Below are 18,598 nucleotides of genomic sequence, written 5' to 3' on the forward strand. Positions count from 1 at the left end.
GTCAGATTCGAATTAAATGTTGAGTTTTCTTGTCAGAATTTAATTGGGGACGCATTAAAAAAGGTAGCAGAAGCCTGAGACAGATCAATGGCTTGGCGCCGATCCGCCTTCAGGAAACAGTGCCTGAAGGCGGCCGGCCCGCCTTGGCCTTCACCACCCGCCGCTCCGTCGACTTCTGCAAAGTGCCCAGAAAATCATCATCGCCCGCCGCCCAGCCGCGCAGGGTGGCCTCGGTGAGCGCATCCTGGTCGGCCATGCGTACGCCGGCGCGCACCAACTCGACATAGGCGGCCTCGCGCGCGAACGGCGTATTGCCGAGCTCCCAGTACAACGGGTGCGGCGTCAGCAGCTTGTCGTGCCGCAGCCCTGCGTAGTGGCCGTGGCTGGACCAGGGAAAGTCGCGCGCGTCGGCCACCATGCCGGCCCGCACCGGGTTGAGGTCGATGTAGGCCATGCAGGTCAGCAGGTAGCGCTCGGTCTGGATCAGCGTCGACCTGTAGCGCCCTTCCCACAGGGTGCCGCTGCGGCCGTGGCGGTCATTGAAGTAGCGCACGTAGCTGCGCCCCACCGACTGCATGAACTGCGGCAGGCCGGTGGCGCTGTCGGGCGTCGCCAGCAGGTGGAAGTGGTTGTCCATCAGCACGTAGGCATGCACCGCGACGCGGAAGCGCACGGCGTTGTCGGCCATCAGCGCGAGCAGCTTCTCGTGGTCCGCCCGGTCCACGAAGATCGGCTGGCGGTTGTTGCCGCGCTGGATCACGTGGTGCGGCATGCCTGCCAGGGTGAGACGGGGAAGACGGGCCATGGATGGTGTTGACGCTCGGGACTTGTATGCTAAGCGGCCCGTTTACAAACAATTGGTGGGAGCCGCGAATGTTCAAGCTTTTCAAGGAATTGATCGATTCGGTGAAGGAAGGCATGGCGGAGGGAAGGGCCGAACTGGCGCAGGAAGCCGCCGAGCGCGAGGCGAAGCTGCAGGAAACCGGTGCGGCGCTGGACGCGCGCCTCGCCGCCTCGTCCCGCTTCGAGAACTTCGCCGTGGCGCTGGCGGCCGTGTACCGGGAGACCTTCGCGTCCGACCTGCGGGAGGCCGAGGAAGCCCGTCGCAGCGCGGTGCATCTGCTGTGCATCGGCATTGCAGACAAGGAGATCGAGCCCTGGAAGAAGCTGCTGGACCGCGACTTCTCCGTCACGGACGGCGAAAGCGCCGAAGCCACGGTGGCAACCATCGCCGGCGACCTCCCCTCCCAGCCCAACGACGGCGACCTGGCGCTGTGGATCGGCCGCGCCAGCCACCTCGCCACGGGCGCGGCGGCAGTCGGCCATGTGGAAGCCCATACGGCACTGGCGTGGCTGGTGCCCGTCGTGGAACTGGCCGTCGAGCGTTTCAGCGGCTGGGACGACTACGCACGCAACTTCCTCGCGGGCGAACGCGACGCGCCGGGTAGCAATTTCGTCGGGCGCAAGCTCCTGGCTTCAGTGACGGAGAAACTGCTCGAAAACGAGCGCAGTCCCTGGAAGACCGTGGCCTGGCCCACGCGGGACGAGCTGCCCGCCCTGCTGGCCTCACGTCCCGCCCGAGAGAACACCGCGGGGCTCAGCCCAGCTTGAAGCGCGTGTCGCCCAGCGCGTCGAGCCCGAACTGCGACAGCAGCTCGCCCAGGCGCGCCGCCGCGCTCGCCTTGCGCTGGCCCGTGTAGCGCGCCAGGATCAGCTCGTTCTTCATGCTGTGCTCCCAGCCGACCAGTTCGGTGACGGTGACGCTGTAGCCGTTGGCTTCCAGATACAGGCAGCGCAGCACGTTGGTGAGCTGGCTGCCGATCTCGCGCGTATGCAGCGGATGGCGCCACAGCTCGGCCAGCGGGGTGCGCGAGAGCGCCAGCGCCTTGGTCTCGCGCAGGCAGGCGGCCACTTCGGCCTGGCAGCAGGGCACCAGCACCATGCAGCGTGCTTTCTTGGCGAGGCCGAAGGCAATGGCGTCGTCGGTGGCCGTATCGCAGGCATGCAGCGCGGTGACGACGTCGATCTGCGCCGGCAGCTCGCTCGCCTGCGCGGATTCGGCCACGGTGAGATTCAGGAACGACATGCGGCCGAAACCCAGCCGCTGGGCCAGGGCGCGCGAGCGCTCGACCAGCTCGCTGCGCGTCTCGATGCCGTACACATGCCCGCCCTGCCGCGCGCGGAAGAACAGGTCATAGATGATGAAGCCCAGGTACGACTTGCCCGCGCCATGGTCGGCCAGCGTGGCCCCGGCGCCTTCTTCCGGCAGCTCGCGCAGCAGCTGCTCGATGAACTGGAACAGGTGGTAGACCTGCTTGAGCTTGCGCCGCGAATCCTGGTTGAGCCGGCCCTCGCGGGTGAGGATGTGCAGCTCCTTGAGCAGCTCCACCGACTGGCCAGGCTTCAGCACTTCGGCCAGCTCGGCGTCGGCCTTGGCGAGCTTGTTGGTCTTTGCAGCCTTGGGGGCGAATCTGGTGTTCATGGCTTGGCACTCCCGGGGCCGACGTCGAGCGCCGCCCAGCCCGTCCGGCCGAGAGCTTCGAGCGTGTCGATGTTGCGCTCGAAGATCGCCTCCGCCTCGGGAAACGCATCGACCGCGCGGTCCACGCTCTCCTCGCGCAGCAGGTGCAGCGTGGGATACGGCGCGCGGTTGGTGGCGTTGCCGATGTCGTCCGGCTCCGTGCCGGCGAACTGGAATTGCGGATGGAAGCTCGCCAGCTGGAACACGCCGTCGAAACCTGCGCGGGCGAGCCGGCGCTCGGCACGCGCCGTGAAATCGTTGAAATCCAGAAAATCGGCCAAGGTGTTCGGTGCAATCAAAAGGGTGGTGTCGCGCACGGCGGCGTCGAGCGCCGCGAGGTCTCTGGCTTCGGCCAGCAGCGCGTCCATCAGGTCGGCTTCTTCGGCGGATTCGTACACGGCGTAGTGGATCTGCCCCTTCACGTGCACCGCCTTCGCAAAGGGGCACAGGTTCAGGCCGATCACCGCGCGTTCGAGCCAGCGCCGCATGTCGGCGCAGGCCTGGGCGGCCCCGATTGTCGCCGGGCCGCTCATGCCATCCCCGCCGCAGGGCGAATCCGCCCCAGTCGCCGCGCGATCGTCATGCCGACCAGCGAGCAGGCCAGCGTGGCCGCCCAGGTCCAGTGCCAGCCGCCGACGCGATGCGCCACCCAGGCGACCGCCGGCGGCGCCAGGAACTGGCCCAGCGAGGAGGCCTGCTGCATCAGGCCGACGGTGGTGGACACCGTGGCCGGCCCGGGCGCGAACCGCACGCCGAGCAGAAACAGCGTCGCCGGCACCATGCCCCCGCCCAGCGAGAAGGCGCAGACCGCGACGTAGCGCAGCGCAGGCGGCAGGCCCAGCGCATCGGCGCCCTGCCCGGCCTGGGCGAAAGCCGCGACGCCGCCGAGCGCCATCGCGAGGAAGCCCCATTGGAGCAGCCGCTCGGGCGCCATGCCGCGCTGCAGCCAGCGGCCGCCGGCAATGTTGCCGACGATGTTCATGGCGGCTGCCAGCGCGGTCAGCAAGGCATTCCAGCCGGCCGGCACGCCGGCGCCGGCATAGATGGCCGGAAGAAAGCCGATCACCGCCATCCATTGGGCGGAGTAGACGGCGAAAGTCAGCGCGACCAGCCAGGGCGCGCGCGCACCCACCGTGGCGCGCAGCCGGGACGACCATGCCGTCGAAGCGCCGCCCGCAGCGGCCGGGCGCAGCCGGTCGGCCGGCACCGCCAGCCAGAGCCAGAGCGCGGCCAGGGCGGAAACCACCGACAGCGCCCACCACCAGTCCGGCCATCCGCCCCAGCCGATCAGGGCCGGCCCGACCAACAGCGCCAGCGCAACGCCGAGCGGCATGTAGGCGCCCCAGAGCCCCAGCGCGGCCTTGTCGGCGCCCGGGGGCGTCAAGGCGCGGATCAAGCCCGGGCCCGGCATGACGGTCAGCAGAAAACCCACGCCTTCGACGGCCCGCAGCACAAGCAGCCACCGCACCGCATGGGAGCCTTCCACCGCGACGCTGCCGACCCAGCCGCCCAGCAGGCTGGCGACCGTCAGGACCACGAGCCCCGTCAGCATGCTGCGCCGCAGGCCGATGCTGTCGGCCGCGAGCCCGGCAACCAGCCCCAGCGTCATGCTGGCGACCTGTACCAGCGACAGCAGGAAGCCAGCCTCGACCAGCCCGATGCCCAGCGAAGCCTGCAGCGCGGGCACCGCGGGCGGCAGCTTGCCGAGGTGCAAGGCGCCGCTGACGCCACCCAGCAGCACGGCAAAAGCGGCAACCGGAACACGGGGACGCGCGGCGTTGCTCACGCGATCCCCCGCCGTCCGGTGAGCCTTTCATGCTCGCGCACGGCGAAGCGGTCGGTCATGCCGGCGATGTAGTCGGCCACCGCGCGGGGCCGGTCGCGGCGGTCGGCGTACGAGGCGGGCATTTCGCCGCCGCGCTCGATGTAGGCGTCGAACAGCTCCCGCACCACCTGCTGCGCCTGGTCGGTGGTCTGGGTGACTTGCGGATGGCGGTACAGGTTGCGAAACAGAAAGCGCTTGAGCGCTTCGGATTGCGCCTGCATCGTCTCGCTGAAGGCGACGAGAGGCGGGGCATGCCGCACGGCGTCGGCATCGGCCGGTGCAACGGCTTCAATCGCAGCGCGCGTCGTGTCGATCACGTCGTAGACCTGGGCGCTGAGCATGCGCCGGATGGTCTCGTAGAGCACGCGGCGGCCCTGCAGCCGGGGGTATTCGGCGAGCGCTTCACGGCGGTAGCGCTCGAACAGCTCCACTTCGCCCAGTTGCTCGACGCCGATGAGCCCGGAACGCACGCCGTCGTCGATGTCGTGCGCGTTGTAGGCGATGGCGTCGGCCAGGTTGCACAGCTGCGCCTCCAGGCCCGGCTGCGTACGGTCGAGGAAGCGGCGGGCCACGCCATGGGGCTCGGCCGCCTCCAGCCGTTCGGCATTGGCGCGCGAGCAGTGCTTCAGGATGCCTTCGCGCGTCTCGAAGCTCAGGTTCAGGCCGTCGTACTGCGGATAGCGATGCTCCAGCGCATCGACCACGCGCAGGCTCTGCAGGTTGTGCTCGAAGCCGCCGTGCTCGGCCATGCAATCGTTGAGCGCATCCTGGCCCGCATGGCCGAAGGGCGTGTGGCCCAGGTCGTGGGCCAGCGCGATCGCCTCGACCAGGTCTTCGTTGAGGCGCAGGGCGCGGGCAATCGACCGCCCCAGTTGCGCAACCTCCAGCGAATGCGTGAGCCGCGTGCGGAACAGGTCGCCTTCATGGTTCAGGAAGACCTGCGTCTTGTAGACCAGCCGGCGGAAGGCAGTGGAATGCACGATGCGGTCGCGGTCGCGCTGGAAGGCGTCGCGCGTGGGCGCGGGCGGCTCCGCATGGCGCCTGCCGCGCGACTGCGCGGGCTGGCAGGCATAGGCCGCGAGGCTCATCCCTCGCAGCACTGCGCGAGCACTTCGCGCACGAGCGCGTCGGGCGCGCTGCGAACCACGGCCGAGCCGGGCTTGTCGATCACCACGAAGCGGATTTCGCCGGCTTCCGATTTCTTGTCGACGCGCATCAGCTCCAGGTAGCGCTCCGCGCCGAGTGCCGGGCCGACGACCGGCAGGCCGGCGCGTTCGATCAGCCGCGTGAGGCGCTCGACGAATGCGGCATCGACGCCGCCCAGCCGCTGCGACAGATGGGCCGCCATGACCATGCCGCAGCCGACCGCCTCGCCATGCAGCCACTCGCCGTAGCCCAGGCCCGATTCGATGGCATGCCCGAATGTGTGGCCGAAATTGAGGATGGCGCGCAGGCCGGTCTCGCGCTCGTCCTGGCCGACGACCAGCGCCTTGATCTCGCAGCTGCGCTTGACGGCATGGGCCAGCGCGGCCGGGTCGCGCGCGGTCAGCGCCTCGATGTTGGCCTCGATCCAGTCGAAGAAGGCCATGTCGTGGATCGGGCCGTATTTGATGACCTCCGCCAGCCCCGCGCTGAGCTCGCGCGGCGGCAGCGTCTGGAGCGTGCCCAGGTCGCACACCACGAGCTGCGGCTGGTAGAACGCGCCGATCATGTTCTTGCCGAGCGGATGGTTGATGGCTGTCTTGCCGCCGACCGAGGAGTCGACCTGCGCCAGCAAGGTGGTCGGCACCTGCACGAACGGCACGCCGCGCATGTAGCTTGCGGCGGCGAAGCCCGTCATGTCGCCCACCACGCCGCCGCCCAGGGCGAACAGCACGGTCTTGCGGTCGCTGCCGCGGCCCAGCAGTTCGTCGAAGATCAGGTTCAGCGTCTGCAGGTTCTTGTGCGCTTCGCCGTCGGGCAGCTCGAGCAGGTGCACGGTGCGGAAGCGGCCGGCCAGCGCGGCCTGCAGCGCCTTGGCGTAAAGCGGCGCCACCGTGGTGTTGCTGACGATCAGTGCGCTGGCCGCGGCCGGCGTGGCGGCAAAGCTCGCGGGGTCGTCCAGCAGGCCGGCGCCGATGAGGATCGGGTAGCTGCGGTCGCCGAGCTGGATGTCGACGCGTTCTGGCGGAGCGGAAAGTACGGACAGGGACATGGCAGCGAGTTTAGGCGCTGCGGCCGGGGCCGGCTCAGTCGGAGGGCTCTTCCGGGTGGGCACCCGGCTCGACGATCCCGGCCAGCTCCAGCTGCATGACGATGATGTTCACCAGCATGGCGATGGACGGACGGCCGGTGTCGACCACGTCGTGCGCCGTGGCCCTGTAGAACGGATCGCGCGCGTCGTGCAGTTCGCGCAGCCGGCCCAGCGGGTCGGCCACCTGCAGCAAGGGACGCTTGACGTCGTGGCGCAGGCGCCGGAACAGGTCTTCGGGCGAGGAGCGCAGATAGATCACGTGGAAGTGATCGCGCAGCTGCGTGCGGTTGGCTTCCCGCAGCACCGCGCCGCCGCCGGTGGCCAGCACGCCCTGGGCGTTGGCCGCCAGGTCGGCGATCACGGTTTGTTCGAGGTCCCGGAAGGCGGCCTCCCCTTCGCGGTCGAAGTAATCACGGATCGAGCAGCCGATGCGGTGCTCGATCACGTGGTCGGTATCGACGAATGGAAGGTTCAGCCGCATCCCCAGGCGCCGGCCCACTGCGGATTTTCCGGCGCCGGGCAAGCCGACGAGTGCGACCGCCACGCGGTGGCTGCTACGCCCGCGCGTCAGCGCGCGGCGTTGCGGTCGGTAATCATCTTCGGGGTGATAAAGACGAGCATTTCAGTCTTGTTGGCAACGCGTTCGCGCTTGCGGAACAGTGCACCCAGGTAGGGCACTTCACCCAGCACCGGCACGCGCGATTCGTCATTGGTTTCGGTGAGTTCGAAGATACCACCGATGACGACCGTGCCGCCGTTCTCGACCAGCACTTCGGTCTGCACGTGCTTGGTGTTGATGGCCGGGCCGGCGGAAGTGTTGACGCCGCGCGCATCCTTGCTCACGTCCAGGGTCAGGATGATGTTGCCCTCGGGCGTGATCTGCGGCGTCACTTCCAGCTTCAGCACGGCCTTGCGGAACGAAATGGAGGTCGCGCCGCTGGACGTGGCCTGCTGGTAGGGAATTTCCTCGCCCTGCTCGATCAGCGCCTTGGTCTGGTCGGCCGTGATCACGCGGGGGCTGGAAACCAGCTTGCCCTTGCCATCGGCTTCGAGCGCGGAGATTTCGAGGTTCAGCATGCGCGAGAAGCTCGAATTGAAGAGCGAGAACGCGAAGGAACCGGCCGAGTTGCCCGTGCCGCCCGCATCGCCTGCAGGCAGGTTGATGAAGTTGCTGCTGGTCGGCGAGCCGAAAGTGACGGTCGGGCTCGTGGTGGTCGAGCTCAGCGTCGTGGTGCCGCCGGTCGTCGTGGACGAAGAGGTGGTTCCCCCGCCGGTCACCGAGGGCCAGGTGCCGAACGAGTTGTTGCGGTTGATCACGCCGCCGCCCAGCTTGACGCCCAGCGACTTGCCGAAGGTGTCGGAAGCTTCGACGATCCGGGCTTCGATCAGCACCTGCCGCACCGGGATGTCCAGCTTCTGGATGAGGTCGGCGATCTGCGCGAGCCGCGACGGGATGTCCGACACGAACAACTGGTTCGTGCGGGATTCCGCGATCACGCTGCCACGGGGGCTCAGGATACGGGTGGTGGTACCACCACCGCCCCCGCCACCGCCGGAGGCGCCCGTGCCGGTCAGGCCTTGCGCAATGGCAATGGCCTTGGTGTAGTTGAGCTGGAACGACTGGGTCCGCAGCGGCTCCAGGTTCTCGATCGTGGCCTTGGCCTCGAATTCGAGCTTTTCCTTGGCGTTGATCTCATCCTTGGGCGCGATCCACAGCACGCTGCCGTTCTTGCGCATGCCCAGGTTCTTCGCCTGCATGATGATGTCGAGCGCCTGGTCCCAGGGCACGTCCTTCAGGCGCAGCGTCAGGGCGCCGGTCACCGAGTCGGAGGTCACGATGTTGAAGTTCGTGAAGTCGGCGATCACCTGCAGGAGCGAACGGATCTCGATGTTCTGGAAGTTCAGCGAGAGCTTTTCGCCGTTGTAGCCGACGCCCTGGGTCAGCTTGGTCGGATCGACCTTGCGGGCCCGCATCTCGACCACGAACTGGTTTTCGCTCTGGTAGGCGCTGTGCTCCCAGTCGCCCTTGGCCTCGATGGTCATGCGCACGCGGTCGCCGGCCTGTTGCGAGGTGATCAGCTGCACCGGGGTACCGAAGTCCGCCACGTCGAGGCGGCGGCGCAGGCCTTCGGGCAAGGTCGACTTGGTGAACTCGACGACGAGGTTCTTGCCCTGCTGCTTGACGTCGACGCCGACCTGGTTGTTCGGCAGATCGACGATCACTCGGCCGGTGTTGTCGGAGCCGAGGCGGAAGTCGACATCGCGCAGCGGCAGGGTGTCGCGGTTGCGGTTCTCGGCGAAGGTGGTGGCGGCGGACACGGCAAGCGCCGTACCGGCCACGGGCTCGAGCACGACCAGCAGCGACTTGCCCTGGATTTCGGCCTTGTAGGCGGTTGCCTGCTTCAGGTTCAGCACCACGCGGCTGCGGTCGCCGGCCTGGACCACGTTGACCGAGCGCAGGTTGCCCTGGTTCACTTCGATGGCGGAGCGTCCGATGGCGTTCGTGACGCCCGGGAAATCAAGCGCGATGCGTGCAGGCGTCTGAACGGCGAATCCCGCCGGAACCGCGGCGAGCGGCTGCGCGAGATCGATGCGGATCACTTCCGCGCCGGATTGCGTCGAGCTGGTGACGGATTCGATCGCGTTCTGCGCATGGGCCACGGCCCAGGCGCCCAAGGTCAGCAGACCCAGCCCGGCAGCGCGCAGCCACTGTGCCATCGTTGATTTTTTCTGGTTCATTTCGCACTCTCTTGCAACTGCAGCGTGGCTACGCGTTCGATCCATTCACCGGCGGCGTCCTGCACGATTTCGCGCAAGGCCACTTCGGTTTCGTTGATACGGGTGATGCGCCCGTAGTTGAGCCCCAGGTATTCGCCGACGCGCACCTTGTAGAGCAGCTTGTCGACACGCACCAGCGCCACCGGCTGGCCGTTGCGGTTCATGCTGCCGACCATCGCCATGGCGTCGAGCGGGAAGGCTTCGAGCGCTTCCTTGCGGCGCGCCAGCTCGGGCGCGATCAGCTCCGAGGTGCTCGGCTGGTTCGATTCGCGGCGCAGCGCCTGCGTGAGCTTCAACATGTTGAACGGCTCGAACGAGGAAGCTTCGGTGTAGGTCTGCGGCGTGAACTTCTTGGGCTCCGTGATGCGGGGCACCGAGGGCTTCACCTGGGCGCGCTGCTCGGCCATCCAGCGCTGCAGGTCTTCCTGGTCGGAATCGCAGGCGCTGAGGCCCGCGGCGACCAGCATGACCCCTATGACTTTGGTGGCGACTTTCATTTCTTCGCCTTCGGTGCTGCAGCGCGCTTCTGGGCAGCCCGCTCGTCATCGTCGAGATAGCGGAAGGTGCGCGCCGTGGCGTCCATCGTCAGCGTGTCCTTGTCCTTCAGCGGGGTGATCGTCACGCCGTTGAGCGTCACGATGCGCGAGAGGCCGGCGACGTCGGCCACGAAGGCGCCCATGTCGTGGTACTTGCCGGTGACGCGGACCGCGATCGGCAATTCGGCGTAGTAGTCCTTGACCACCACCTGCCCGGGCCGGAACAGCTCGAACTGCAGGCTGCGGCCAAGCCCGGCCTGGTTGATGTCCGAGAGCAGCGCATCCATTTCCGCCTTGCTGGGCAGCTGCTTCTCGAGCAGGGTCACGTACTGCTGCACCTGCTCGCGCTGCTTCTTCAGCAGGTCGAGGTTGGCGGCCTGCGCGACCTTCTTCTGATAGTCGGCCTTGAGCGTGACTTCCTTGTTGCGCTCGGCTTCGAGTTCGTCGTTCGAATTGGTCAGCCAGACGAACCACAGGGCCACCAGCACCAGTGCGGTCACCGCCAAGCACAGCGCATAGCGCGGTATGGCCGGCCACACGGAGGGGTCGTTCGGATTGAGCCCGCGGAACTGCTCGCTGAAACGCTGCAATGCAGCGCCGACATCCACTTTGGGTAAGGATCGTTTGCTTGCCATGATCGGTTACCCCTTGGATTGCGCCGCGGCGGGCGTCAACGCCTTGTCGGCGGCTTCCTTCTGGGCGTCGGTGGGCCGCTTCAGGCCGATGCGCATCGTGAAGTTGGCGACGCGTCGCTGGTCACGCTGGCTCAGGTTGACGTTCGCCGAAGTGATTTCGACCAGTTCCGGCTTCACGAGCCAGGGGCTGTTGTTGCCCAGGTTGCGCAGCAGTTCGGACACCCGCTCGTTCGACTGCGCCATGCCTTGCAGCGTGACGGTCTGGTTGTCCTGCTTCATGCTGGTCAGGTAGACGCCGTCGGGCAACTGCCGCACCAGTTCGTTGAAAAGGTGGACCGGAAGATTCCGGTCGCCCTGGAGGTCTTCGACCGCCTGCTGGCGTGCGCGCAGGGCCGCGATTTCTTCCTGCAATGTCGAGATTTCCTTGATCTCGACTTCGAGCTTCTTGATCTCCGCCTGGAGAAAGCTGTTCTTCGATTGCTGGGCGGAAATCTGGGCTTCGTACCAGAGGTATCCCAGCACGGAAATCAGTACACCCAGAAGAGCCGCGGCGCCCAGGGTTCCATAGAACGCCTCGCGCCGCCGCTTGCGGGCGGCTTCGCGGTGCGGGAGCAGATTGATCAGGATCACTGCAGAAATCTCCGCATGGCCAGCCCGCACGAGGTGAGGTAGGAAGGTGCTTCGCGCCGCACCTTCTTCTCCCGGATGTTCGGGCCGAAGTCCATGCCGTCGAAGGGATTCACCAGGGAACAGGCGAACGAGGTCTGGCGCGTCACCGCGTTGGTCAGCCCGGGCAGCGACGAGGAGCCGCCCGCCAGCAACACATAGTCCACGCGGTTATGCGGCGTGCTGGTGAAGAAGAACTGCAGCGCACGCGCGATTTCCTGGGCGATGCTTTCCACGAAGGGCTTGAGCACGCCGGAGCCGTAGTCGTCGGGCAGGTCGCCGCTGCGCTTCTTGGCCTCGGCCTCTTCCGCGGAAAAACCGTACTGCCGGACGATCAGCTGGGTCAGCTGGGCGCCGCCGAATGCCTGGTCGCGGTCGTACAGCACTTCCTGATTGCGCAGCACCTGCATGCTGGTGGTGAAAGCGCCCACTTCGAAAAGCGCGACGACGGCGTCGACGCCCTTGCCGGGCAATTGCTCGATCAGCCGGGCGGTCGCCAGGCGCGATGCATAGGACTCGACGTCCAGGATCATCGCCTTCAGACCCGCCGCTTCGGCCAGGCCTTCGCGATCCTGGACCTTCTCCTTGCGGGAAGCCGCAATCAGTACTTCCACGTCGCCGGCCGAAGTCGCACTCGGGCCGGTCACGCAGAAGTCGAGGCTCACCTCATCCAGGGAGAACGGGATGTACTGATTGGCTTCCGACTCGACCTGAATCTCGAGCTCCTGCTCGCTCATGCCGCCGGGAAGAATGATCTTCTTGGTGATCACCGCGGAAGGGGGCAGGGCGAGCGCCACGTTGCGCGTGCGCGTGCCGCTCTTGCGGACGACGCGGCGCACGGCTTCGGCCACTTCGTCGAATTTCTCGACGTTGCCGTCGGTGATCCAGCCACGCTCCAGGGGCTCGATGGCACAGCGTTCCAGGACCAGCTTGCCGCTGGCCTCACGGCCGAGCTCGACCAGCTTGACGCTGGACGAACTGACGTCCAACCCCAGCAGGGGAGCGTTCTGACGACGAAACAATGATCCAAGAGAAGCCAAGTGAGGTCCCTTTTCCCCTGTATTTGTAACCAATGGAAAAACTTGCGTTCGGTTGCATGCTAGCAGCAGGCGTAGCGGCAACCAAGCGACGCCAGGGGGCAAAGTTCCGGAGCGTTGTCAAAAGCTGACGGCAAAGCCGCATTCTGTAACTTTTGAATTAGCGCGTCGCGAGGGTAACAAAGATCGGATGGTTCGAAGGGAGCGGCTTTTTATAATGTCGGGTGACTCCCCGGCCCTCCATGCAAGAAAAAACTTCAAGCCCCACAGGGCCAGCCAAGACCCCTCCCCCCAAACGCCCAGCCTGGCTGAGATGGCTGCTGCGCCTGTTCTTCTGGGGATTCGGCATTGCCGCGGCCGGCGTGCTGTCGGTCCTGTGCGTGGTGGCGGTGGCCCTGGCGGTCGCGTATCCCAACCTGCCGGACATCAGCGAGCTGTCGGACTATCGGCCCAAGCTGCCGCTGCGGGTGTTCTCGGCGGAAGGCACGCTGATCGGGGAATTCGGGGAAGAGCGCCGCAACCTGACGCCCATCTCCGCCATTCCCAAGGTCGTGAAAGACGCCGTGCTGGCCGCCGAAGACTCGCGCTTCTATGACCACGGCGGCGTGGACTACAAGGGCATGGTGCGCGCCGGCCTGGCCAACCTGAACCGGGTGAAGAGCCAGGGCGCATCGACCATCACCATGCAGGTCGCGCGCAACGTCTACCTGAGCTCCGAAAAGACGCTGACCCGCAAGGTCTACGAAGTGCTCCTGACCTTCAAGCTGGAGCACCTGCTGACCAAGGACCAGATCTTCGAGATCTACCTGAACCAGATCTACCTCGGCAACCGCGCCTATGGCTTTGCCGCCGCGTCCGAAGCGTATTTCGGCAAGCCCCTGCAGGAACTCACGATCGCCCAGGCCGCCATGCTGGCCGGCCTGCCGAAGGCGCCTGGCGCGAACAACCCGGTGAACAACCCGCAGCGCGCGCGCGGCCGTCAGTTCTACGTGATCGACCGCATGCAGGAGGCCGGCTTCATCACCGCCGAACAGGCGGCCGAGGCCAAGAAGGAAGAGCTGCACCTGCGCGACGCCGCCGACCCGAACCGCCTGCATGCCGAATACGTGGCAGAGACGGTGCGCCAGCTGATGTACGCGCAATACGGCGACAGCACCTACACGCGCGGCCTCAAGGTCTACACCTCGCTGGTGGCGGCCGACCAGGCTGCCGCCTACAAGGCGCTGCGCAAGGGCATCATGGATTACGAGCGCCGCCAGATCTATCGCGGACCCGAGAAGTTCGTCGACCTGCCCGCCGACGCCAAGGACCTCGACGAAGCGGTGGACGACGCGCTCAGCGACCACCCCGACAACGGCGACGTGATGGCCGCCGTGGTGCTCAAGGCCACGCCCAAGCAGATCGACGCGGTGCGCGCCAACGGCGACGCAGTGCAGATCACCGGCGAAGGGCTCAAGCCCGCGCAGTCCGGCCTCTCCGACAAGGCGCCGCCCAACATCAAGATCCGTCGCGGCGCGGTCATCCGCGTGGTGAAGACGCCCAAGAACACCTGGGAAATCACCCAGCTGCCCGAAGTGGAAGGCGCCTTCGTCGCCATGGATCCGCGCGACGGCGCCATCAAGGCGCTGGTCGGCGGCTTCGATTTCGGCAAGAACAAGTTCAACCACGTGACCCAGGCCTGGCGCCAGCCGGGTTCGAGCTTCAAGCCGTTCATCTATTCGGCGGCGCTCGAAAAGGGCTTCACCCCCGCCACCGTCATCAACGACGGCCCGCTGTTCTTCGACGCGGGCACCACCGGCGGCCAGCCCTGGGAGCCCAAGAACTACGGCGGCGGCTACGACGGCCCGATGTCGATGCGCACCGCGCTCATGAAGTCGAAGAACCTCGTGTCGATCCGCATCCTGCAGTCCATCGGCACGCGCTACGCCCAGGAGTGGATCACCAACTTCGGCTTCGACAAGGACAAGCACCCCGCCTACCTGCCGATGGCGCTGGGCGCGGGCTCGGTCACGCCGATGCAGATGGCGGTGGGCTACTCGGTGTTCGCCAACGGCGGCTACCGCGTCAACCCCTACCTCGTGACCCGCATCACCGACCACAAGGACAAGGTGCTGGTCGACAAGCAGCCGCCGCTGCTCAACGAGTCGCTGCGCGCCATTCCACAGCGCAATGCATTCATCATGGACACGCTGCTGCAGTCGGTGGCGCGCGCCGGCACCGCCGCCAAGGCGCAGGCCATGCTCAAGCGGCCCGACCTCTACGGCAAGACCGGCACCACCAACGACTCCCTCGACGCCTGGTTCGCCGGCTTCCAGCCGACCATGACCGCCATCTCGTGGATCGGCTACGACACGCCCCGCAACCTGGGCGACCGCGAGACTGGCGGAGGCCTGAGCCTGCCGATCTGGATCAACTACATGGAAACCGCCATCAAGGGCGTGCCGGTGACCGACATCGCGACGGCACCGCCCTCCGGCATCGTGAACGTGGGTGGCGAGTGGTACTACGACGACTACGCACCGGGACGTGGCGTGGCATCGCTCGGCGTGGAAGCCGCGCCCGTGGCACCGGTCGAAGCCCTGACCGGCGCGCCGGTCAGCCCGCCGGCCCCGCCCGAGGAACGCAGCCGCATCCTCGATCTCTTCAGGAACTGACGCGGCGGCGGATCAGGCAGCCGCGAATTCCAGCGGCTGCCCGGCCTGCAAGGTCGCTTCGCGCGAGAGATTGGCGAAGAGTTCTTCGCCGGTCTTGGTGTCGACCCAGGCCTTGCCGTCGTGCCGGTAGTGATAGCCGCCCGAACGCGCGGCCAACCAGATTTCCTGCAGGGGCTTCTGCAGATTCACGATCAACTGGCTCCCGTTCTGGAATGAAATCGTGATCATCCCGCCAACCCTCTGGTTGTCGATGTCGGCATCGGTCGCGTCGTTGATGCGGTCGCAGCTCTCCTCGATGGCGGCGAGCGCGGCTTCGGCGCGGTCCATGTACTCAATGTCGGTCATTACAATTTCGCTATGTTGAACGTTCGCCAAATTCTAGTGAGCACCCGCGTCCGCGCTGCGCTCATGGTCTGCCTCGCCGCAGCCACCACCGGTCTGGCCGCTTGCGGACAGAAGGGGACCTTGTACCTCCCGACCGATCCCGCGGCGGCCCAGCGGGCGACGTTGCCCCAACTGCTGACGCCGGGCGGATCGGATTCCACTTCGAGCACGAACACCCCCCCCACGCCAGCCTCGCCGGCCACACCAGCCAGCGGCACCACCACGAACAACACCAACGACAGCAGCGGAACCCGCAAATGACCGGCAGCGTTTCTTCGTCCTCATCCCTGCCCGGCCAACCCCACATCGCCGAGCGCGATGGCGCGCTGCACGTCGAAGGTGTCGCGCTCGACGCGCTGGCCCGCGAGCACGGCACCCCCCTCTTCGTCTACTCGAAGCAGTGGATGCTCGACGCCCTGGCCGCGTACCAGCGCGGCTTCGAGGGGCGCGATGCCCTCATCTGCTACGCCATGAAGGCCAACTCGTCGCTCGGCGTGCTGCGCGTGTTCGCCGAGGCGGGCTGCGGTTTCGACATCGTCTCCGGCGGCGAGCTGTCGCGCGTGCTGGCGGTCGGCGCCGATCCGAAGAAGATCATCTTCTCGGGCGTCGGCAAGACGCGCGCCGAGATGCGCCAGGCCCTCGCGGCCGGCATCGCCTGCTTCAACGTCGAGAGCGAGGCCGAACTCGACGTGCTCAACGAGGTTGCCGCCGCCGAAGGCCGGCGCGCGCCGATCAGCATCCGCATCAATCCGAACGTCGATCCGAAGACGCATCCGTACATTTCCACCGGCCTGAAGGGCAACAAGTTCGGCATCGCGCATGACCGCGCGGTGGAGGCTTACCGCCACGCCGCGAGGCTGCCGGGCCTCGAGGTGGTCGGCATCGACTGCCACATCGGCTCGCAGATCACCGAAGCCTCTCCATACCTCGACGCCTGCGACCGCGTGCTGGACCTCGTGGAGGCCATCGAGGCGGCCGGCGTGCCGATCCATCACCTCGACTTCGGCGGCGGCCTGGGCATCGACTACAACGGCGAAGTGCCGCCCAAGGCCGATGCGCTCTGGCAGCAGCTGCTCGCCAAGCTCGACGCGCGCGGCTTCGGCGGGCGCAAGCTGGTCATCGAACCTGGCCGCTCGCTCGTCGGCAATGCGGGCGTGTGCGTGACCGAGGTGCTCTACACCAAGCCCGGCGAAGACAAGAACTTCTGCATCGTCGACGCGGCCATGAACGACCTGCCAAGGCCTGCGATGTACCAGGCTTTCCAGCGCATCTTGCCGGTGCGCGCCCGCGTCGGCGACGCACCGGTCTACGACGTGGTCGGCCCGGTCTGCGAAAGCGGCGACTGGATCGGCCGCGACCGCGCACTCAACGTGGTGGCTGGCGACATGCTCGCCGTGCTGTCGGCCGGCGCGTATTGCATGAGCATGTCCAGCAACTACAACACGCGCGGCCGTGCCGCCGAGGTGCTGGTGAGCGGCGCCACCGCCAAGCTGATCCGCCGCCGCGAGACGATGGAAGACCAGCTGCGCGCCGAGATCGACGGCTGATCCGTCCTTGCCCGGCAGTCCCGGCGGTCAGCCGGTGCGCAGCGGCTTGCTGCCGCCGCGCGCCGTGGCGGCGCCAGCCTTTGCCTTGCGCTTGCGCGCGAAGTCCCACACGCGCCAGGCAAGCAGCACTGCGATGATCGCCGCGTAGACGAACACTTCGGCGAAGTTGTTCTTGCCCGCGCGCATCCAGAAGAAGTGCAGCAGGCCGAGCCCCGCGATCACGTACACCAGCTTGTGCAGCATCTGCCAGCGCTTTGCGCCCATCGCCTTGATCGCGCGGTTGAACGAGGTGGCGGCCAGCGGCGTCAGCAGCACGAAGGCGGTGAAACCCACCAGGATGAACGGCCGCTTCGCAATGTCCTTGACGATGTCGCCCCACTCGAAGCCCATGTCGAACCAGCTGTAGCACAGCAGGTGCAGCACCACGTAGAAATACGCGAACAGGCCCAGCATGCGGCGATACCGCGCGAGCGCGTTCCACTTGCTCATCACGCGCAGCGGCGTCACCGCCAGCACGATGCAGATGAAGCGCAGCGTCCAGTCGCCCGTGGCACGGATCAGGAACTCGGCCGGGTTCGCGCCGAGCCCGTCCGTGAAGGCTCCGTAGGCCAGCCGCGCGAACGGCAGCAGGCACAGCAGGAAGATGACCGGCTTGGTCGCCGGATGCATGAGCAGCTTGTTCATGGGGCAACGGCCGGACGGCGACGCAGGCTCAGTAGTTCTTCTTCAGGTCCATGCCGGCGTAGAGCTGGCCGACCTGGGCTTCGTAGCCGTTGAACATCTCGGTCTTGCGGCGCTTGGCGAACAGGCCGCCGCCGTCGCCGATGCGGCGCTCGGTGGCCTGGCTCCAGCGCGGATGGTCGACGTTCGGGTTCACGTTCGAATAGAAGCCGTATTCGTTGGCCGCCGCCTTGTTCCAGGCCGTGCTGGGCTCCTTCTCGACGAAGCGGATCTTGACGATCGACTTGGCCGACTTGAAGCCGTACTTCCACGGCACCACCAGCCGCACCGGCGCGCCGTTCTGGTTGGGCAGCACCTCGCCGTACATGCCGAAGGCCAGCAGCGTGAGCGGATGCATCGCCTCGTCCATGCGCAGGCCTTCGGTGTAGGGCCAGTCGAGCACGCGCGAGCCGACGAAGGGCATGGTCTTGGGGTCGGCCAGGGTGACGAACTCGACGAACTTGGCGTTGCCCTGCGGCTCGACCTTCTTGATCAGCTCGGCCAGCGAGTAGCCGACCCACGGAATCACCATCGACCAGCCCTCGACGCAACGCAGGCGGTAGATGCGCTCTTCCTGCGCGCTGAGCTTGAGCAGGTCTTCGATGCCGTACTTGCCCGGCTTCTTGACCAGGCCCTCGACTTCCACCGTCCACGGCCGGGTCTTGAGCGTGCCGGCGTTCTTGGCCGGGTCGGCCTTGTCGGTGCCGAACTCGTAGAAGTTGTTGTAGGTGGAGGCGTCCTTGTAGTCGGTGAGCTTGTCCATGGACATGGCACCCGGCACGGCCGACTTGGCGCCCGGCAGCGCCGCGAGCTTGCCCGGCGCCGCCGTCTGGGCCCACGCCTCGCGCGCCGCGAAGCTCGCCAGCGCCGCGCCCGCCGCGCCGCCGGCCATGAGCTTCAGCAGGTCGCGCCGGCTCTCGTATGCAGCGCGCGGCGTGATTTCGCTCGGCACCGGATGGATGAAACCGTTGTCGTCGCTGCTGTGGCGGCGAAGCGGACGGGAATGAAACGACATGGCAAGCCTTTCGCTGGAATCTTTGTGCTCAGGGTAGTTCGTGAGCT

At 66.9% G+C, this 18,598-nt stretch carries 19 protein-coding genes; 4 read left to right on the plus strand and 15 right to left on the minus strand.

The window, feature by feature from the left end; genetic code table 11:
• Positions 1–109 precede the first annotated feature (109 nt).
• Entirely contained in the window at positions 110–805 is a 696-nt protein-coding gene (locus C4F17_RS13320) for a transposase (protein WP_106935548.1), read from the minus strand.
• Positions 806–873: 68 nt separating this feature from the next.
• On the opposite strand from C4F17_RS13320, the gene C4F17_RS13325 reads away from it, so the two are divergent.
• Positions 874–1,611, plus strand: coding sequence for a DUF1266 domain-containing protein (locus tag C4F17_RS13325; RefSeq protein WP_159053657.1), 738 nt, complete (start codon positions 874–876; stop codon positions 1,609–1,611).
• Here the strand turns inward: C4F17_RS13325 and C4F17_RS13330 are convergent.
• The 11 genes from C4F17_RS13330 to C4F17_RS13380 are packed head-to-tail and all read right to left on the minus strand — an operon-like array spanning position 1,598 to position 12,234.
• Positions 1,598–2,482 (minus strand): class I SAM-dependent methyltransferase, encoded by an 885-nt coding sequence (locus C4F17_RS13330; RefSeq protein WP_106935549.1) that lies wholly within the window; start codon positions 2,480–2,482, stop codon positions 1,598–1,600. The two genes, C4F17_RS13325 and C4F17_RS13330, sit on opposite strands and share 14 nt — an antisense overlap.
• Positions 2,479–3,054 carry a DUF1415 domain-containing protein gene (locus C4F17_RS13335; RefSeq protein ID WP_106935550.1) on the minus strand — a complete coding sequence of 192 codons (576 nt, stop codon included), beginning with the start codon at positions 3,052–3,054 and terminating at the stop codon, positions 2,479–2,481. Before C4F17_RS13335 ends, C4F17_RS13330 begins: the two co-directional genes overlap by 4 nt.
• On the minus strand, positions 3,051–4,307 hold the full coding sequence (locus tag C4F17_RS13340; protein ID WP_106935551.1) for an MFS transporter: 1,257 nt from the start codon (positions 4,305–4,307) through the stop codon (positions 3,051–3,053). The genes C4F17_RS13335 and C4F17_RS13340 overlap by 4 nt, the downstream gene beginning before the upstream one ends.
• The gene (locus C4F17_RS13345; RefSeq protein ID WP_081266468.1) at positions 4,304–5,434 is read right to left on the minus strand and encodes a deoxyguanosinetriphosphate triphosphohydrolase; all 1,131 of its coding nucleotides are present in this window, start codon (positions 5,432–5,434) and stop codon (positions 4,304–4,306) included. Before C4F17_RS13345 ends, C4F17_RS13340 begins: the two co-directional genes overlap by 4 nt.
• The gene (gene aroB / locus C4F17_RS13350) at positions 5,431–6,540 is read right to left on the minus strand and encodes a 3-dehydroquinate synthase (RefSeq protein ID WP_199851946.1); all 1,110 of its coding nucleotides are present in this window, start codon (positions 6,538–6,540) and stop codon (positions 5,431–5,433) included. The genes C4F17_RS13345 and aroB overlap by 4 nt, the downstream gene beginning before the upstream one ends.
• A gap of 34 nt (positions 6,541–6,574) precedes the next feature.
• Positions 6,575–7,123 carry a shikimate kinase gene (locus tag C4F17_RS13355; protein WP_081266470.1) on the minus strand — a complete coding sequence of 183 codons (549 nt, stop codon included), beginning with the start codon at positions 7,121–7,123 and terminating at the stop codon, positions 6,575–6,577.
• 23 nt (positions 7,124–7,146) lie between these two features.
• Positions 7,147–9,318 carry a type IV pilus secretin PilQ gene (gene pilQ, locus C4F17_RS13360; RefSeq protein WP_081266471.1) on the minus strand — a complete coding sequence of 724 codons (2,172 nt, stop codon included), beginning with the start codon at positions 9,316–9,318 and terminating at the stop codon, positions 7,147–7,149.
• Positions 9,315–9,854 carry a pilus assembly protein PilP gene (locus tag C4F17_RS13365; protein ID WP_081266472.1) on the minus strand — a complete coding sequence of 180 codons (540 nt, stop codon included), beginning with the start codon at positions 9,852–9,854 and terminating at the stop codon, positions 9,315–9,317. The genes pilQ and C4F17_RS13365 overlap by 4 nt, the downstream gene beginning before the upstream one ends.
• Entirely contained in the window at positions 9,851–10,528 is a 678-nt protein-coding gene (locus C4F17_RS13370) for a type 4a pilus biogenesis protein PilO (protein WP_081266473.1), read from the minus strand. The genes C4F17_RS13365 and C4F17_RS13370 overlap by 4 nt, the downstream gene beginning before the upstream one ends.
• A gap of 6 nt (positions 10,529–10,534) precedes the next feature.
• On the minus strand, positions 10,535–11,158 hold the full coding sequence (locus tag C4F17_RS13375; protein WP_081266474.1) for a PilN domain-containing protein: 624 nt from the start codon (positions 11,156–11,158) through the stop codon (positions 10,535–10,537).
• On the minus strand, positions 11,155–12,234 hold the full coding sequence (locus C4F17_RS13380) for a pilus assembly protein PilM (RefSeq protein WP_081266475.1): 1,080 nt from the start codon (positions 12,232–12,234) through the stop codon (positions 11,155–11,157). Before C4F17_RS13380 ends, C4F17_RS13375 begins: the two co-directional genes overlap by 4 nt.
• 239 nt (positions 12,235–12,473) lie before the next feature.
• On the opposite strand from C4F17_RS13380, the gene C4F17_RS13385 reads away from it, so the two are divergent.
• Positions 12,474–14,885, plus strand: coding sequence for a penicillin-binding protein 1A (locus tag C4F17_RS13385; protein ID WP_106935552.1), 2,412 nt, complete (start codon positions 12,474–12,476; stop codon positions 14,883–14,885).
• Between the two features lie 12 nt (positions 14,886–14,897).
• Here the strand turns inward: C4F17_RS13385 and cyaY are convergent, their stop codons facing one another.
• Positions 14,898–15,230, minus strand: a complete 333-nt coding sequence (cyaY, locus tag C4F17_RS13390) for an iron donor protein CyaY (RefSeq protein ID WP_081266477.1) — start codon at positions 15,228–15,230, stop codon at positions 14,898–14,900.
• A gap of 63 nt (positions 15,231–15,293) precedes the next feature.
• On the opposite strand from cyaY, the gene lptM reads away from it, so the two are divergent.
• Both lptM and lysA read left to right on the plus strand, forming a co-directional pair.
• The gene (lptM, locus tag C4F17_RS13395) at positions 15,294–15,530 is read left to right on the plus strand and encodes an LPS translocon maturation chaperone LptM (protein ID WP_325002751.1); all 237 of its coding nucleotides are present in this window, start codon (positions 15,294–15,296) and stop codon (positions 15,528–15,530) included.
• Positions 15,527–16,816: a diaminopimelate decarboxylase gene (gene lysA, locus C4F17_RS13400; protein WP_106935554.1), complete on the plus strand. Its 1,290-nt coding sequence runs from the start codon at positions 15,527–15,529 to the stop codon at positions 16,814–16,816. The genes lptM and lysA overlap by 4 nt, the downstream gene beginning before the upstream one ends.
• A gap of 27 nt (positions 16,817–16,843) precedes the next feature.
• Here lysA and C4F17_RS13405 read toward each other — a convergent pair whose 3' ends face one another.
• Positions 16,844–17,500, minus strand: coding sequence for a sulfite oxidase heme-binding subunit YedZ (locus tag C4F17_RS13405; RefSeq protein WP_106935555.1), 657 nt, complete (start codon positions 17,498–17,500; stop codon positions 16,844–16,846).
• Between the two features lie 28 nt (positions 17,501–17,528).
• Positions 17,529–18,551 carry a protein-methionine-sulfoxide reductase catalytic subunit MsrP gene (gene msrP, locus C4F17_RS13410; RefSeq protein ID WP_106935556.1) on the minus strand — a complete coding sequence of 341 codons (1,023 nt, stop codon included), beginning with the start codon at positions 18,549–18,551 and terminating at the stop codon, positions 17,529–17,531.
• Positions 18,552–18,598 lie beyond the last annotated feature (47 nt).

It is taken from the genome of Variovorax sp. PMC12 (assembly GCF_003019815.1).
In the GTDB taxonomy this organism is placed as follows: Bacteria; Pseudomonadota; Gammaproteobacteria; order Burkholderiales; family Burkholderiaceae_C; genus Variovorax.

Bases quoted from the DNA above. Each gene is read 5' to 3' on its own strand.
- C4F17_RS13320 (WP_106935548.1), bottom strand. From the start codon at position 805: ATGGCCCGTCTTCCCCGTCTCACCCTGGCAGGCATGCCGCACCACGTG.
- C4F17_RS13325 (WP_159053657.1), top strand. From the start codon at position 874: ATGTTCAAGCTTTTCAAGGAATTGATCGATTCGGTGAAGGAAGGCATG.
- C4F17_RS13330 (WP_106935549.1), bottom strand. From the start codon at position 2,482: ATGAACACCAGATTCGCCCCCAAGGCTGCAAAGACCAACAAGCTCGCC.
- C4F17_RS13335 (WP_106935550.1), bottom strand. From the start codon at position 3,054: ATGAGCGGCCCGGCGACAATCGGGGCCGCCCAGGCCTGCGCCGACATG.
- C4F17_RS13345 (WP_081266468.1), bottom strand. From the start codon at position 5,434: ATGAGCCTCGCGGCCTATGCCTGCCAGCCCGCGCAGTCGCGCGGCAGG.
- aroB (WP_199851946.1), bottom strand. From the start codon at position 6,540: ATGTCCCTGTCCGTACTTTCCGCTCCGCCAGAACGCGTCGACATCCAG.
- pilQ (WP_081266471.1), bottom strand. From the start codon at position 9,318: ATGAACCAGAAAAAATCAACGATGGCACAGTGGCTGCGCGCTGCCGGG.
- C4F17_RS13365 (WP_081266472.1), bottom strand. From the start codon at position 9,854: ATGAAAGTCGCCACCAAAGTCATAGGGGTCATGCTGGTCGCCGCGGGC.
- C4F17_RS13370 (WP_081266473.1), bottom strand. From the start codon at position 10,528: ATGGCAAGCAAACGATCCTTACCCAAAGTGGATGTCGGCGCTGCATTG.
- C4F17_RS13385 (WP_106935552.1), top strand. From the start codon at position 12,474: ATGCAAGAAAAAACTTCAAGCCCCACAGGGCCAGCCAAGACCCCTCCC.
- cyaY (WP_081266477.1), bottom strand. From the start codon at position 15,230: ATGACCGACATTGAGTACATGGACCGCGCCGAAGCCGCGCTCGCCGCC.
- lptM (WP_325002751.1), top strand. From the start codon at position 15,294: ATGGTCTGCCTCGCCGCAGCCACCACCGGTCTGGCCGCTTGCGGACAG.
- lysA (WP_106935554.1), top strand. From the start codon at position 15,527: ATGACCGGCAGCGTTTCTTCGTCCTCATCCCTGCCCGGCCAACCCCAC.
- C4F17_RS13405 (WP_106935555.1), bottom strand. From the start codon at position 17,500: ATGAACAAGCTGCTCATGCATCCGGCGACCAAGCCGGTCATCTTCCTG.
- msrP (WP_106935556.1), bottom strand. From the start codon at position 18,551: ATGTCGTTTCATTCCCGTCCGCTTCGCCGCCACAGCAGCGACGACAAC.